This is a genomic window from Mycobacterium sp. URHB0021, assembly GCF_054057895.1.
Window position 1 is genome coordinate 4,710,353 of the sequence record NZ_JBSRZT010000002.1, and the last position, 15,202, is coordinate 4,725,554.

At 65.8% G+C, this 15,202-nt stretch carries 14 protein-coding genes; 6 read left to right on the plus strand and 8 right to left on the minus strand.

Going from position 1 to position 15,202, the window contains the following annotated elements; translation table 11 throughout:
* Nucleotides 1–218: 218 nt before the first annotated feature.
* Nucleotides 219–1,478 carry an adenylate/guanylate cyclase domain-containing protein gene (locus ACVWWN_RS25495; protein WP_457149276.1) on the plus strand — a complete coding sequence of 420 codons (1,260 nt, stop codon included), beginning with the start codon at nt 219–221 and terminating at the stop codon, nt 1,476–1,478.
* On the opposite strand, the gene ACVWWN_RS25500 is transcribed toward ACVWWN_RS25495, so the two are convergent.
* The 8 genes from ACVWWN_RS25500 to ACVWWN_RS25535 all read right to left on the minus strand — a co-directional run bounded on the left by ACVWWN_RS25500 (nt 1,475) and on the right by ACVWWN_RS25535 (nt 8,700).
* Complete coding sequence (locus tag ACVWWN_RS25500) at nt 1,475–1,966, minus strand: Dps family protein (RefSeq protein WP_457146328.1); 492 nt, start codon at nt 1,964–1,966, stop codon at nt 1,475–1,477. The genes ACVWWN_RS25495 and ACVWWN_RS25500 overlap by 4 nt on opposite strands.
* A 55-nt stretch (nt 1,967–2,021) precedes the next feature.
* Nucleotides 2,022–3,779, minus strand: a complete 1,758-nt coding sequence (locus ACVWWN_RS25505; protein WP_457146329.1) for a DUF2339 domain-containing protein — start codon at nt 3,777–3,779, stop codon at nt 2,022–2,024.
* A 56-nt stretch (nt 3,780–3,835) separates the two neighbouring features.
* Complete coding sequence (locus ACVWWN_RS25510; RefSeq protein WP_457146330.1) at nt 3,836–4,495, minus strand: response regulator; 660 nt, start codon at nt 4,493–4,495, stop codon at nt 3,836–3,838.
* Complete coding sequence (macS, locus tag ACVWWN_RS25515; RefSeq protein WP_457146331.1) at nt 4,468–5,595, minus strand: MacS family sensor histidine kinase; 1,128 nt, start codon at nt 5,593–5,595, stop codon at nt 4,468–4,470. The genes ACVWWN_RS25510 and macS overlap by 28 nt, the downstream gene beginning before the upstream one ends.
* 5 nt (nt 5,596–5,600) lie before the next feature.
* Nucleotides 5,601–6,353: an amino acid ABC transporter ATP-binding protein gene (locus tag ACVWWN_RS25520; protein WP_457149277.1), complete on the minus strand. Its 753-nt coding sequence runs from the start codon at nt 6,351–6,353 to the stop codon at nt 5,601–5,603.
* A 5-nt stretch (nt 6,354–6,358) separates the two neighbouring features.
* Entirely contained in the window at nt 6,359–7,306 is a 948-nt protein-coding gene (locus ACVWWN_RS25525; RefSeq protein WP_457146332.1) for an amino acid ABC transporter permease, read from the minus strand.
* Between the two features lie 15 nt (nt 7,307–7,321).
* Nucleotides 7,322–8,251, minus strand: coding sequence for an ABC transporter substrate-binding protein (locus tag ACVWWN_RS25530; RefSeq protein WP_457146333.1), 930 nt, complete (start codon nt 8,249–8,251; stop codon nt 7,322–7,324).
* A gap of 119 nt (nt 8,252–8,370) precedes the next feature.
* Nucleotides 8,371–8,700 (minus strand): DUF732 domain-containing protein, encoded by a 330-nt coding sequence (locus tag ACVWWN_RS25535; protein WP_457146334.1) that lies wholly within the window; start codon nt 8,698–8,700, stop codon nt 8,371–8,373.
* 247 nt (nt 8,701–8,947) lie between these two features.
* Here ACVWWN_RS25535 and ACVWWN_RS25540 point away from each other — a divergent pair, with 247 nt between their 5' ends.
* The 5 genes from ACVWWN_RS25540 (at nt 8,948) to ACVWWN_RS25560 (ending at nt 15,194) form a co-directional block, all read left to right on the plus strand.
* Nucleotides 8,948–9,556: an HdeD family acid-resistance protein gene (locus ACVWWN_RS25540; RefSeq protein WP_457146335.1), complete on the plus strand. Its 609-nt coding sequence runs from the start codon at nt 8,948–8,950 to the stop codon at nt 9,554–9,556.
* A 63-nt stretch (nt 9,557–9,619) separates the two neighbouring features.
* Nucleotides 9,620–11,068, plus strand: a complete 1,449-nt coding sequence (locus ACVWWN_RS25545; RefSeq protein ID WP_457146336.1) for a cytochrome ubiquinol oxidase subunit I — start codon at nt 9,620–9,622, stop codon at nt 11,066–11,068.
* Nucleotides 11,069–11,081: 13 nt separating this feature from the next.
* Nucleotides 11,082–12,122 carry a cytochrome d ubiquinol oxidase subunit II gene (gene cydB / locus ACVWWN_RS25550; RefSeq protein WP_457146337.1) on the plus strand — a complete coding sequence of 347 codons (1,041 nt, stop codon included), beginning with the start codon at nt 11,082–11,084 and terminating at the stop codon, nt 12,120–12,122.
* 44 nt (nt 12,123–12,166) lie between these two features.
* Entirely contained in the window at nt 12,167–13,726 is a 1,560-nt protein-coding gene (gene cydD / locus ACVWWN_RS25555) for a thiol reductant ABC exporter subunit CydD (RefSeq protein ID WP_457149278.1), read from the plus strand.
* Nucleotides 13,719–15,194, plus strand: coding sequence for an ATP-binding cassette domain-containing protein (locus tag ACVWWN_RS25560; RefSeq protein ID WP_457146338.1), 1,476 nt, complete (start codon nt 13,719–13,721; stop codon nt 15,192–15,194). The genes cydD and ACVWWN_RS25560 overlap by 8 nt, the downstream gene beginning before the upstream one ends.
* Nucleotides 15,195–15,202 lie beyond the last annotated feature (8 nt).

Consider the following 15,202-nt stretch of genomic DNA (forward strand, 5'->3'; position numbering starts at 1 on the left):
TCACTCACGTCGTCTGGTGGTGAGCCGATGCGACAGGGGCGCGAATACATGGCAAAGCCCTGTCTCCACGGCGCCGGCCGAGGCCGAGTCCGTGAGCAAAGGCAACCACCTCCTTGCCGGTCCCGACGCCGTCGAACGGCGAAAGCCCTGGTAGACGCGTTCGACAGGGTTAGGCTTAGTCCGTGGTGGTCAAGTTGCGCCCCATCTGTGTGCCCGAGATGGCGCTGGAGTCCCGGGTTCCGGCCCGCACGCGCCACCAGGCCGAACGAGTGGCCCGGCACCTGGGGGTGCTCACCGTCGCCGCACGGATCGGCGCGGTCGTCAGCGCGTTCTTCGGCGTCCAACAGCTTCTCATCGGGCCCGATGTGCTCTGGATGGGAATTCTCAATCTCGTCAGCGCTGTGATCTTCTTGTTCATCCCGGTGCTCTACCGGTTCGGCGAGATCGTTGCCCCGCTGGTGTTCTTCGTCGTCGCCTACGCGTCGATCACTGTCATCGGCTGGCACGTCGGCACGGGCTCGGGCATGCAGTTCTACTTCCTCGTAGCGGCGACGCTCATGGTGCTGATCCTCGGCATCGACCACATGATGCTGGCCTCGGCGCTCGCGGCACTGGGCGCCGGAACGGCCATCGCGCTCGAGTTCTGGGTGCCCGACGACACCGGCGTGTTACCTCAATGGGCGCGTACTTCAGGGTTTGTCATCACCACGGTCTCCGCATGGGTGCTGGTCGTGGCGACGGTCTGGTATGCACTACGCGAAATCGCCCGTGCGAGAGACGCAATGGAGTCCGAGTATGAACGCTCCGAGAGGCTGCTGACCAATATCTTGCCGGCCACCATCGCAGAGCGCCTGAAGGACCCGTCGCGCACCATCATCGCCGACAAGTACGACGACGCGTCGATTCTGTTCGCCGACATCGCCGGTTACACCAAACGCGCGAGCAATATGACACCGAGCGAATTGGTGCGCTTCCTCGACCGGCTGTACACCGATCTCGACGCGCTGGTCGATAAGCATGGGCTGGAGAAGGTCAAGACCAGCGGTGACTCCTACATGGTGGTCAGCGGCGTGCCGGAACCGCGCGATGATCACATCGAGGCGCTGGCCTGTCTGGCTCTGGACATGGCCGAGGCCGTTGCCGGGCTGAGAGATCCCCACGGCCGCGAGGTGCCGTTGCGCATCGGGCTGGCGGCCGGACCGGTGGTCGCCGGCGTGGTGGGGGCGCGCAAGTTCTTCTACGACGTCTGGGGCGACGCGGTCAACGTGGCGTCGAGGATGGAAACCACCGACGTCGAGGGCCGAATCCAGGTGCCGCAGAACGTGTATGAGCGCCTCGACCACGCCTTCGAACTCGAGGAACGTGGTGATATCGAAATCAAGGGCAAGGGGGTCATGCACACCTGGTATCTGATGGCAAGGCGCGACGATGCCGCCGTCCGTGGCGCTGTCGAGCAGGGCGCCGCGGCCGGTCCTTAGACCTTCCGGTTCTCCGACTTGATCAGCCAGGCCAGCTTCTCGAGGCCATCGATCAGCTGGTGGAGAACGTCGGCGGTGCTCGGGTCCTCGGCGTCGACATCGTCGTGCACCGCCCGCATGGTGTCGACAGCGGCATAGATGCGGCCGGCGATCAGCTCGACCACCTCGGTGGTGGTGTGCTCGTACGCCGGAAACGCAGGCAGGGTGGTGCCTGCCGCCACGGTGTCGGAGCGCCCGTCCGGCACGGAGTCCAGTGCCCGCATGCGCTCTGCCACGGTGTCGCTGGCCTCGCGCGCGAAGTCGACGAGCTCGTCCAGCTGCAGGTGCAGATCGCGGAAGTTGGTCCCGACGACATTCCAATGCGCCTGCTTGCCCTGAAGGTGGAGCTCGATCAGGTCCACCAGCACCCGCTGGAGGTTCGCGCTCATCGCGGGTGACACTTGAAATGGCTGTACTTCTGCTTCGGTGCGACGTGTCGTTGGGCTCATGCCCTTTTCAACCTCTCCTAAATTGGAATGGTTCCAGTCTAGCGCGTGAGGAGACTCACACCTGGCGGTCTTGTTGCCGGTCCTGCTTATCGAGCAGCCGTGCGTAACCGGCGCCCATGCCCAGCAGTACGAGACCTACCACGATGAACACCGCGACCCGGAAGATGCCGTCCAGCGTGCCGAGGTCGAAGAGAAACAGCTTGGCCGTCGCCGCCGCCACGACCGCCAAACCGGCCCCGATCGGCAATGACCGGTCGGCTCGAGGCAGCCGCGCCGCGTACCCGAACAATGCGGCAGCCACGGCGATCCAGCAGATCGTCGCGGCCATATGCCCGCCGAAGAAGCCGCCACCCACCCCACCGATGAGCACGCCTGCGGTGACCGTGAAAGTGCTGACCGCATAACCGACGACGACGGCTGCGCCTGCCCACACCATCGCGTCGGGCCTACTCCAGCACCACCCGATCGCCACCGCGCACACAACAAGCAGCAGGCTGGAGGCCAACACGGAAATCACTGTCGCCGTGGCTGTTTCACTCGCATGCATCAGCGAGCTGGGCGGTGCGAAGGTCAGATAGAACCCGCCCCCGACGACGGTGAAGCCTATCGCTGCCCACCGGGCCACGTCATCCCGGCGCCCCGCGATGGCGAGCACCACCGCCAAGGCCAGCAGGATAGGGCCCGCGACATGGCCGTCGAATGCGACGGTCACCGCGATCAGCGCCGAGATCGCCGACAGCCCCGACCAGATGTGCCGCACGACGCCGGGTATGCCCGGCAGCCGATCGCCGAGCGCCACGATCGCGAGCATCGCCGCGGCCAGGGCCGCGGCCATCAGCGCGGCGACAGCCCGGCCGGTGGCGGGCGACACACACAACACCGGAAGCACACCCGCCGCGGTCAGCAACGCCATCGCGGCGCGATTCCCGGTGCGCGACAGCAGTATCAACGCGCCGAAGACGGCCAGGAACCCGGCGATGCCACACGCGCCGGCCAGCCACAGGTCGCGGTGACCGTCGAAGTACACCTCAGCCAGCGCGACCAGGAGCGGCAACGTGCCTGCCGCAGTGCGCGCCGCGTACAGCCAGATCCAGTCCCTGCCGAGTTGCACCGGAAGCGAGGCCGCCGACAGCGCCAGCATGAAGCCGATCAGGAGCAGGGTGATCCCGTCGGTGATGATTGGCGCCAGCACGACGAGCGGCACCAGCACGAGCAGCCCGAGATGCTCGGAGCTCCAATGCCGCGCGAGTGTCAGGCCGCCGCCGCCGACCACCGCGGCGATGGCGAGCCCGACCGGGGCGGACAGCCAGTGATAGATCGTGGTGGTGGCGATGACGTCGATGTAGGCCGCCGCGATGCCCGTGGCGGCCAGCGCGATGGCGCCGACCCGGCCGCCGTGGCGCGCATGCAGCCAGGCTGCAGCCGCGACCAGACCCGCCGCCAGCAGTGCGCCGGCGCCGACCCGGATCTCCGGCCGCAGGATGCCGGCCTGCGCGGCGAGCACCAGCAGCAGCGCGACCCCGATCAGCGTGACGGCGACGCCCGCGACGGCCAGCACCTTGCCGATCCAGCCCTCCGATCGCTCGGGTCGCGGGTTCGCCGGCACCACCGGCGACGGAGGTGGCGGCGGGTAGTCGTACTGTGGGGGATATTGCGGCCAGTAGGGCGCGGCCGCTGGCTGGGCTAGCGGGGGCCGACCCGTCAACACCCGGTCGAGTTCGGTCAGATCAGCGGAAACCCGCGCCAGCTGCTGCGAAATCGAGGCGAAGTCCGCCGAGAGCCGGGCGATGACGGCCCGATGCGGTTCGGTCATGCGGTCATCGTCGCAGCGGACTCACCGTCTCGGATGAGTAGGACTACTCGACTGCGCTACTCCCTGTCCAGGCCGTGCTCGATCGCGTAGCGGGCCAACTCGACCCGGTTGGCCACCTGGAGCTTGCGGAATGTCGCCTGGACGTGGTTCTCGACGGTGCGGTGGCTCAGCGACAGCCGCCCGGCGATCTGCTTGGCCGTCATACCCTTGGCCACGAAGCGCAGCACCTCTGTCTCACGCTCGGTCAGGCTCGGTGTGTCGGGGCCGGCGCCGGGCTTCTGCGCGATCCGCCGGTACTCCCCCAACACCAAACCGGCCAGTCCCGGAGTGAACACCGCACGGCCTTCCGCGGTGGCACGAACCGCTTCTCCCAGCTCTTGTTTGGATGCGCTTTTGACGAGATATCCTGTGGCTCCGGCCTTTACCGCTTCGAGCACATCATCGCGCTCGTCGGACGCCGAGAGCACCAGGATCCGCGTGGACGGCGACACCGCGAGCACCTCCGCGGTCGCCTGGGCGCCATCACCGTCGGCGAGTCGCATGTCCATCACGACCACGTCAGGATGCACAACGGCAGCACGGCGCCTTGCCGCTGCCACGCCGTCCGCCGTCGCGACCACGGTGAATCCGTCCTCGGCGAGGTCGCGGGCCACTGCGTCTCGCCAGATGGGATGGTCATCGACCACCATCACCGTCGGGGTACCGTCAGCTCCCATTCCGTCCCACATTCCGGCCCGGTGTTCAGCCTTGCGCTGCCACCCAGCCACTCCATCCGTCCCACAATCGAATTCGCCACACCCATTCGCCCTTCGGCAACAGCCTCCTCCAGCCGCCCGTCTGCGATACCGATACCGTCGTCACGGACACTCACCGTCACGGAGTCGCCGAGGTCCTCGAGCAGGACGTAGGCGCGGGCATTCGGCCCCGCATGCGCGGCGACGTTGTCCAGCGCGTTGGCCACCGCCGCACACAGCTCATCGGCGATGTCGCCGTCCAACAGGACCGGTTCGGCGGGCAGGCTCACCGACACCCGATCGGAGGCTCGCCGCCGTAGTCGCGCGCCCACATCGGCCAAGGCGTCCGACCGTGGCTCGGCGTCCGCAGAACTCACCAGCCGCCGTAACGCACGCTCCTGCTCACTCGCCAACTCCGCCAGTTCGGCAGCCTCTCCACCGATCTCGCGCCCGCGGCGTGACATCAGGGCAAGAACCTGGATCGCGCCATCGTGCACCTGCCGGGACAGCCGTTCGCGCTCGTCGAGAGACGCCGCCAGCCGTGCCGCGTGTTCGAGTTCGGCGTGTGCACGACGCGCCGTCTGCGCCGCCATGCCGACCGCCAGCCCCACTGCGAGTTCGATGACGATCGTCGCGTTGCGGCCGAGGTCGTAGTTGAAGGTGCCCTTCACGACGGTGCTCGCAATCATCACCACCACCCCGGCGAGCATCCCCGCGATCGGCCCGCTCAGGATTGCCGCGGAGATCGTCGCATTGGTCGCCCAGAGGGTCGTCGGCCACGACTGGTTGTCCAGCGCCCACTGCCTGGACGCGACGAATTCGGTGGACAGCAACAGCGCAACCACGACGAGCAGTTCGGCAAGGACCCAGGCCCAGCGGCGGCCGAAGCCCTGCAGATAGGCGAATCCACAGGTGGCGCTCCATCCGGCCAACACCGAAAACAGCAGCCACGCGGCCGCTGGCCGCGCCAAGCCGGGGTTGATCGCAATCTGAAAGCCGAGCGCGTAAATGCAACTCAGCAGCCGGAATACCTGCGCCGCCCGCCACAGCGGTGTCGTCGGATCGGGAGCATCCGGCCGCATGCGACCTAGAGCACCTTGGACAGAAAGGCTTTCGTACGTTCGTGTTGCGGATTGGCCAGCACCTCGCGGGGAGGGCCGCTCTCCACGACGACACCGCCGTCCATGAACACGAGTTGATTGGCCACCTCGCGAGCGAAGCCCATTTCGTGGGTGACCACCACCATCGTCATGCCTTCGGAGGCAAGCTTCTTCATCACCGCGAGCACCTCGCCCACCAGCTCGGGATCAAGCGCCGACGTGGGTTCGTCGAACAGCATCAGCTTGGGGCTCATCGCCAGCGCACGGGCGATCGCGACCCGCTGCTGCTGACCACCGGAGAGCTGCGCCGGATAGGCGTGCGCCTTGTCCGCCAGCCCGACCTGTTCCAGCAGATCCTTTCCCCGCGCCACCGCTTCGGCCTTCTTGACGCCCTTGACATGGATAGGTGCCTCGATCACATTCCCCAATGCCGTGCGATGCGGGAAGAGGTTGAAGTGCTGAAACACCATCCCGATCTCGCGGCGTTGTTTGGCGGCGACGCGGGGCGAGATCTCGTGCAACTTGGATCCGGCCTCGCGGTAGCCGATCAGGTCGCCGTCGACATGCAAGCGGCCCGCATTGACCACCTCCAGGTGGTTGATACAGCGCAGGAACGTCGACTTGCCCGAGCCGGACGGGCCGACCATGCACATCACCTCGCCCCTGCCGACCTCAAGCGTGATGCCCTTGAGCACGTGAAGCGCCCCGAAACTCTTACAGACTTCTTCAGCCTTCACCATCGGTGTCATGCGCCCTCCCCTCCTCCTCCGGGCGCTCCGGTTCCCTGAGCCTTGGCCAGCGCCTCGAGTTGCCTGGTTGTCAGTTTCCGCGACGCGCCTCGCGAGTAATAGCGCTCCAGGTAGTACTGGCCCACCATCAGGATGCTGGTGACGACCAGATACCAGAACGCTGCCACCAGCAGCAGCGGCACGGGCTCGAAGGTGCGCGCGGCGATCTCGCGCGAGGTGATGCCGTACAGGTCCAGGGTGAACGGCACTGCGGTGACCAGCGATGTGGTCTTCAACATGCTGATGACTTCGTTGCCGGTCGGCGGGATGATCACCCGCATCGCCTGCGGTAGCACGGTGCGGCGCATCGCCATCCCCCACGACATGCCCAGTGCCGTCGACGCCTCGAGCTGACCCTCCGGCACGGAACTGATTCCCGCGCGGATGATTTCGGCCATGTAGGCGGCCTCGTTGAGGGCCAGTCCGAGGATCGCCAACAGAAACGGTATTGATAGCGACTGCAGATTGAGATGGAAGAACGAGGGCCCGAACGGCACGCCGAGCTGGATTTTGGAGTAGATCGTCGGGATCAGTCCCCAGAACACCAGCTGTACGTATATCGGGGTCCCGCGGAAGATCCACAGGTACACCCACGACACCGACTTGAAGACCGGATTCGGTGACAACCGCATCACCGCCAGCAGCACGCCGAGCGCGATCGCCAGCACCATCGAGTAGAGGGTGAGCTGCAGAGTGTTGACCAATCCGATCTGCAGCACCCGCTGGTTGAAGACGTACTCCCCGAACACGTGCCATCGGTAGGCGTCGTTGGTGGCTGCGCCGTAGACGAACAGCACGACCAAGATGATGATGACGACGGCCGCCACCCACCGCCACGGATGACGCAGCGGAACGGCATCGATAGCAGCTGGAGCAGTGGATGGAGGCGTGTCGACATCAGTCATTTCAGTTCTCCGACGTCAGCTGATTGCGCCGTTGATCACCGGCTTGTCGATCATCACTTTCTCGACACCCCAGTTGGACGCGATCTCCTTGTAGGTCCCACTATCGATCAGATGCTCCAGTGCCTGCTTCAGCGACTGGGCCAGGGGTGAGCCCTTCTTCACCGGCCATCCGTAGGGAGCGGCATCGGTGATCTCACCGGCCTGGGTCAGCTTCCCGTTGCTCTGCTTGATTGCGTAAAGGGTCACCGGGGAATCCGCCGACATCGCGTCGGCCTGACCGAGCACCACGGCGTTGGTGGCCGCGTCCTGGCCGTCGAACGGAATGATCTGAATCGCAGGCTTGCCTGCGTCCGTGCACGCCTTGCTCTTCGCCGGGAGCTCGTCGGTCTCCTCCGTCGTGGTGGCCTGCACGGCTACTTTCTTCCCGCAAGCGTTGGCGGGGTCTATCGGATTGTCGGGACGCTGCGCCCATAAAATACCCGCCGAGCCGTAAGTGACGAAGTCGACCGTCTGCTCGCGTTCCTTGGTGTCGGTGAACGACGACATACCGACGTTGAAGGTGCCACCCTGAATAGACGGGATGATCTTCGCGAAGTCCGCCTCGCGGTATTCCGCCGTCAGGCCGAGCGTCGCGGCGACCGCGTTCATCAGATCGACGTCAAAGCCGACGATCTTGCCGCTTTCGTCTTTGAACTCGTTGGGCGTGTAGGGAATGTTGACGCCGACGATCAGTTTCCCGGACGATTTGATGTCCTCGGGCACGGTGTTCGCGATGTCGTCGACCTTCTCGGCCGACGCCGCCGATGTCCCGGAGGCCGGCGCGCTCGATTCGCTACTCGAGTTGGTGCCGCTTGCGCAGCCCGATAGAGCCAGTGCGCCCGTCGCAGCAAACACCGCTGCGATGCGCCAGAATTTCGTCCGACGGTCTTGACATCCAGCTGACACGGTTGCCTCTACTTTCTGATTCGTGGACCCGGCGCGCAGCACCGGTACCGGAACAGTAGTAGAGACCTACCGCGGTGGCAGGAGAAACGAACGCGGTGGCAGGAGAAACGAAACGGCGATCACTCCCAGAGCTGCGGACAGTATGTCGGGACCGCAGCGCCGATGAAGTTGTTGGTTTCCGTCTGGGTCCACCCCTGGTTGACGCCCAGCTTGTATCCGGCCAGCCAGTCCGGATTCCCCTGGCGCGTCGTGTCGATACAGAATTGCTTGGCGGTGCGAATGGCTTCCGTACGGTTTTTGTACGGCACACCCTTCTTGTCGAGACGGTTGATGAACTGCTGGTCGTAAACGGGGTCTGCATGTGCGGGCGCCACGGCTACGGCTGCACCTACCGCCAGGAAGAGCCCGGCGAGCGCTGCGGTGGCCGTACGGCGGAACGTGGTCGTCATGGTCACTCCTTGTTTGCTCCACCGGATCGCCGGACTGTGCTCGGGCGGAACCTGTGCTGCACATCGTAGCGAATAAACCCACTGTTACACCAACAGTCATGCCGGAGCCTCCGGACGGCAATATTTGCGCTGGCGTCACTAGATCCTTTGCGCGGAATAGGACTCCTGGCCGTGTCGTCGCCAAATCGAAACAATTGTGGTGTGCGAACGGACATTTTCTGTTAAGCCGCTATGCCACACTTCGCGCATGGAAAGTCCCGCACCGCCCAGCATGTTGCAACACCTGTGGAAATCCACGCTGCTATCCGGGATTCTCGCCGTCATACTCGGCGTTCTGGCGCTCGCGTGGCCCGGCAAGACCCTTATCGTCGCCGCGATCTTCTTCGGCGCCTATTTGTTGGTCACCGGCGTCGCGCAGGTGATCTTCGCATTCAGCCTGCATGTGTCTGCCGGTGGCCGCGTCCTACTCTTCATCAGCGGCGCCGCGTCACTGATTCTGGCCGTGTTGTGTTTCCGCAGCCTGGCTCAGTCGATCTTGCTGCTCGCCATTTGGATCGGCGTGGGCTTCGTCTTCCGGGGGGTTGCCACGGCCGTTTCAGCAATCAGCGACCCGACACTGCCCGGCCGCGCCTGGGAGATCTTCATCGGCGTCATCAGCCTGGTGGCGGGTGTGGTGATGCTGGCCTCGCCGTTCGAATCGATCGCGACCTTGACTTTCGTCGTCGGCATCTGGCTCATCGTGATCGGCGTATTCGAGGTGGTGTCGGCATTCGGCATCCGCAAAGCCGGTAACGACCTTCGCGGGCATCGCGACAACGCCGGTCTGCCCACGTCGACCGAGAAATCGGTGAGCTAACCCATAGTGCAGTACTACTACACTCTGTCGTAGGCTGGTGGCACGGCCACGGAAGAGGTTCGAATGGACGCACTGGATGTGTCGCGGTGGCAGTTCGGAATCACCACCGTCTACCACTTCATCTTCGTTCCCCTGACGATCGGGCTGGCGCCGCTCATCGCGGTGATGCAGACCGTCTGGGTCATCACCGGAAGCGCTTCGTGGTACCGGTTGACCCGGTTCTTCGGCAAGCTGTTCCTGATCAATTTCGCGCTCGGCGTGGCAACGGGCATCGTGCAGGAGTTCCAGTTCGGCATGAACTGGAGTGAGTACTCCCGCTTCGTCGGCGACGTCTTCGGCGCACCGCTGGCGATGGAGGGACTCGCCGCGTTCTTCTTCGAGTCGACATTCATCGGGCTCTGGATATTCGGATGGAGCAGACTACCGAGGCTCGTCCACCTCGCATGCATCTGGGTCGTGGCGATCGCGGTGAACGTATCCGCGTTCTTCATCATTGCCGCCAACTCGTTCATGCAGCATCCCGTCGGTGCGCGGTACAACCCGGACACCGGCCGCGCCGAGCTGACCAGCGTCGTGGCACTCTTCACGAACAACACTGCGACCGCCGCGTTTTCGCACGCCGTCGCGGGAGCGTTCCTCACCGCGGGCACATTCGTCGCCGGCGTGTGCGCGTGGTGGATGGTGCGGTCGAGCGCGAGCACCGAGGCCCGCACGATGTACCGCCCGGCGACCATCCTGGGCGCCCTGGTGGCGCTGGTGTCGGCGGTGGGACTGTTCTTCACCGGCGACATGCAGGGCAAGCTGATGTTCCAGCAGCAGCCGATGAAGATGGCCTCGGCGGAATCGTTGTGCCACACCGAGACCGATCCCGACTTCTCGATCCTGACCGTCGGCACTCATAACAACTGCGACAGCGTGACACACCTGATTCAGGTGCCGTACGTGCTGCCGTTCCTGGCCGAAGGCAAGTTCGCCGGGGTGCGCCTGGAGGGCGTCAAGGATCTGCAGGAGAGCGATGAGGCCAAGTTCGGCCCCGGTGACTACCGACCGAACCTGTTCGTCACGTACTGGGCGTTCCGGGCGATGATCGGCTTCCTCGCGATCCCCGTGCTGTTCGCACTTGCCGCATTGTGGCTCACCCGGGGTGGCCGAATCCCGACGGTGCGCTGGTTCTCCTGGTTGGCACTCGTGACACTGCCCACCCCATTCCTGGCGAACAGCGCCGGTTGGGTGTTCACCGAAATGGGCCGCCAACCCTGGGTGGTCGTGCCCAACCCGACAGGTGACCAGATGATCAGGCTGACCGTGGCCGATGGCGTGTCCGGCAACTCGGCGGGAATGGTGGTGACCTCGCTGGTCACATTCACGTTGGTGTATGCCCTGCTCGCCGTCGCCTGGTTCTTCCTGCTCCGACGCTATGTGGTCGAGGGTCCGCTCGAGCACGATTCCGAACCCGCGCCGCCCGCACCACCGGGTGCTGACGACATCGCACCGCTGTCGTTCGCGTACTGAGAGGAGGCTTCACATGGGACTACAGCATCTCTGGTTCCTGCTGCTGGCCTTTTTGTTCGTCGGCTTCTTCGTCCTGGAGGGGTTCGACTTCGGGGTCGGCATGCTGATGGAGTTCTTCGGGCGTGCCGGCAAGGGCGACCGCGAGCAGCACCGCCGCGCTGCGCTCAACACGATCGGACCGGTCTGGGACGGCAACGAAGTCTGGTTGATCACCGCCGGTGGAGCGATGTTCGCCGCTTTCCCCGGCATGTACGCGACCGTGTTTTCCGGGCTGTACCTGCCGCTGCTGGCCATCTTGTTCGGCATGATCCTGCGGGTCTGCGCCATCGAATGGCGTGGCAAGATCGACGATTCCGCGTGGCGGTCGTGGGCCGACATCGGTATCGCAGTGGGATCCTGGCTGCCCGCCTTCCTGTGGGGCGTGGCGTTCGCCGCGTTGGTGCGCGGGTTGCCGGTCAACGCCGATCACCAGGTTCACCTGTCGACCGGCGATCTGCTCAACCCCTACACAGCGCTCGGCGGGCTGGCGATGGCGGGCTTGTTCCTGTTCTACGGTGCCGTGTTCGTCGTGCTGAAGACCGAAGACGCCGTGCGCGACGACGCGGTCCGGTTCGCGCGGCGCCTGGCGTTGCCTGCCAGCGCGCTTGTGGCGGCGTTCGGGCTCTGGACACAGGTGGCACACGGCAACACCTGGACGTGGATCGTGCTGGCCGTCGCGGTGATCGCGCAGCTTTCGGCGGTCATGGCGGTCTGGAGTCGCCGCGGCGACGGCTGGGCGTTCGTGTGCACGATGACGGTGGTGGCTGCGGTGGTGGTCCTGCTGTTCGGCTCGCTGTACCCGAATCTGGTGCCGTCGACGCTGAGCCCTGAGTGGAGCCTGACCATCTACAACGCGTCGTCGACCCCGTACACACTGAAGATCATGACGTGGGCGGCGCTGACCTTCGCGCCGTTGGCGATGGTCTACCAAGGCTGGACGTATTGGGTTTTCCGACAACGGATTTCGGCTGAGCGCATACCCGCACCGGTGGGCCTGTCGAGGCGGATGACGTGAACCTGCGGCGGGCCACGATGGATGCCACCATGCATTTACCGGCGATGCGGCGCTTCCTCATCGCCTCGGTGACCTGCGGCGTGGTCATCACCGCCTCGACCATCGCATCAGCAGTGGTACTGGCGCACATGGTGGCCGGAGTCATCACCGATCCGGACACCCGCACGGTGACGCACTGGGCCGGTCCGCTGTGGATTCTGGCCGCGCTGTGGTTGGTTCGCGGTAGCACCCAATGGCTCCAGGGGCGGCTGTCGCAGCGCGGGGCGACCGCGGCGATCGCCGATCTCACCGGCCGGGTGTTGCATGCCGTCACCGCCCTGCCGCCACGACACCTGGCCGTCGAACGCGACGAGGCCGCCGTCTTGACCACAGGCGGACTCGATGGCCTCAAGCCATACTTCACCGCCTATCTCCCGTCGGTATTCCTGGCCGGGATCCTCACGCCCGCTGCCATCGTCGCGATCGCCGTCTATGACATGCCCTCGGCGGTGGTGGTTTTGATCGCGTTGCCGCTCATTCCGGTCTTCATGGTGCTGATCGGCCTGCTCACCGCCGACCGTTCGGCCGCGGCGCTGACCGCGATGAGCATCCTGCAGTCACGACTGCTGGACCTGGTGGCGGGCATCCCGACGCTTCGTGCGTTGGGTCGAGTGGGCGGCGCCGCGGATCGGATAGCGGAACTGGGCGCTGCCCATCGGCGTTCGGCGATGGCGACGCTGCGCATCGCGTTCCTCTCGTCGCTGGTGCTCGAACTCCTGGCCACGTTGGGCGTAGCGCTCGTCGCCGTCGGGGTCGGACTCCGGCTGGTGTACGGCGAGATGACGCTCGCGGACGGGCTGACGGCGTTACTGCTGGCCCCGGAGGTGTTCTGGCCGCTGCGGCGGGTCGGGGTGGAATTCCACGCTGCCCAGGACGGAAAGTCCGCCGCCGAGCAAGTTTTCCGCCTGTTGGACCGGCTCCCGTCAGCGACAGCCAACCGGACGATGACGCAGGGCTGCTCGGCGGCGGGCGCGACCATCCACCTCGACGACCTCGGCGCCGACGTGGTACCCGGGATGGTGACCGTGCTGACCGGGCCGAACGGCGTCGGCAAAACCTCCCTGCTGCACGCCATCCTCGGCCTGCAGCCGGGCGGCGTGAGTATCGACGGTGTGGATGTGGCCGATGTCGATGCGCAGCATTGGTGGCGCCAGGTGGCGTGGCTGGCCCATCGCCCGGTTTTGGTGCCCGGCAGTGTCAGGGACAACCTCGAACTGTTCGGTCCGGTGCCGAATTTCGACAGCGCTTGCCGCGCCACGGGTTTCGATGAGGTCCTCGCGGATCTTCCGGAGGGGCTCGACACGGTGATCGGCCGCGATGGCGTCGGATTGTCACTCGGTCAGCGCCAACGGCTCGGCCTGGCCAGAACTTTGGGTTCCGATGCGTCGGTGCTGTTGCTCGACGAGCCGACGTCCCACCTCGATGCGCGGCTGGAATCCCGGGTTCTGGACGCCATCGTGCGCCGCGCCCGGGCCGGCGCGACGGTACTCGTGGTGGGCCACCGCGAGCCCGTCCTGGCCATCGGCGATCACGTGCTGCACATGGGTAGTCTCGTCGATGCTTGAGTTGCTGCGCCCCCGCTGGTCACGGCTGCTGCTGGCGATCGTGCTCGGAGTACTGTCGCTGGGCAGCGCCCTCGCCCTGGCCGGCATCTCGGCATGGCTGATCACCAGGGCCTGGCAGATGCCGCCCGTACTGGACCTGACGGTGGCGGTGGTCGCGGTGCGGGCGCTCGGGATCTCCCGTGGCGTCTTCGGCTACTGCCAACGGCTTGCATCGCATGACACCGCGTTGCGGGCGGCGGCGAACGTCCGTGAGCGGCTGTACCGAAGGCTGGCCGATGCGCCTGAGGACTCGGCGATGCGGCGCAGCAGTGGCGAGTTGGTGGCCCGGGCGGGCGCGGGGGTGGACGACCTGGCCGACGTACTGGTGCGCGCGGTGCTACCTATCGCGGTGGCCGCCGTGCTGAGCGTTGTCGGCGTAGTGGTGATCGCCGTCATCTCGCCCGCTGCGGCCGCCGTGCTCGCAGCCTGCCTGCTCGTCGCCGGGGTCGGCGCGCCCTGGATGGCGGCCAGGGCCGTCGTCTCATCGGAAACTGTTGCGGTCGAACATCACTCCCGCCGTGACGATGCGGTGATGCTCGCGCTCGAACACGCACCCGAATTGCGGGTGGCCGGACGTCTCGGGGATGTCGTCGCCGAAGCGCAACGACGCCACCGTGATCGCGGTCGCGCAGCCGACCGTGCTGCCGCACCGGGCGCCCTCGCGGGTGCGGTGCCGACGGTGGCGATCGGTGTCAGCGTGCTCGGTGCCGTCGTAGCCGCGATCCACCTCGCGAACGCGGTTTCACCGATGACCGTGGCGATCTTGATGCTGTTGCCGCTCTCCGCCTTCGAAGCGGTCACAGCACTACCTGGGGCGGCCGTGCAACTCACCCGGTCGCGGATCGCCGCGCAGCGGCTCGCCGATCTCACCGCTCCAGTGGACGGCATCCGGCCGCGGCCCACCGCTGCCCGGATCGACCTGAAACCCGGCGCTCGGCTGGCGGTCACAGGCCCCAGTGGTGCCGGCAAGACCACGCTGCTGATGGATATGGCCCAAAAGTCTTCAGAAGTAACGTTCTTCGCCGAGGACGCGCATGTGTTCGCGACGACGGTGCGCGACAACCTGCTCGTCGCCCGCGGCGATGCCACCGACGACGAACTGCGAAATACACTGCAGCGGGTCGGCCTTGGTGACTGGGTGCGGACCCTGCCGGAGGGGTTGTCCACGGTGCTCGTCGGTGGTGCGGCAGCGATGTCGGCGGGGCAGCGCAGACGACTGCTCCTGGCTCGCGCGCTGATTTCGACGGCGCCGACGGTGTTGCTGGATGAACCGACCGAACACCTCGACGCCGCAGACGGCCGACGCCTCCTGAGCGAACTCCTCACCCCCGACGGTCTTTTCCCGGCAGAGCGCGCCGTCGTCGTTGCCACGCACCACCTGACCGAGGACATCGTCTGTCCCAGACTGCACCTGAGGCTCAGCGAGTAACCTCACCG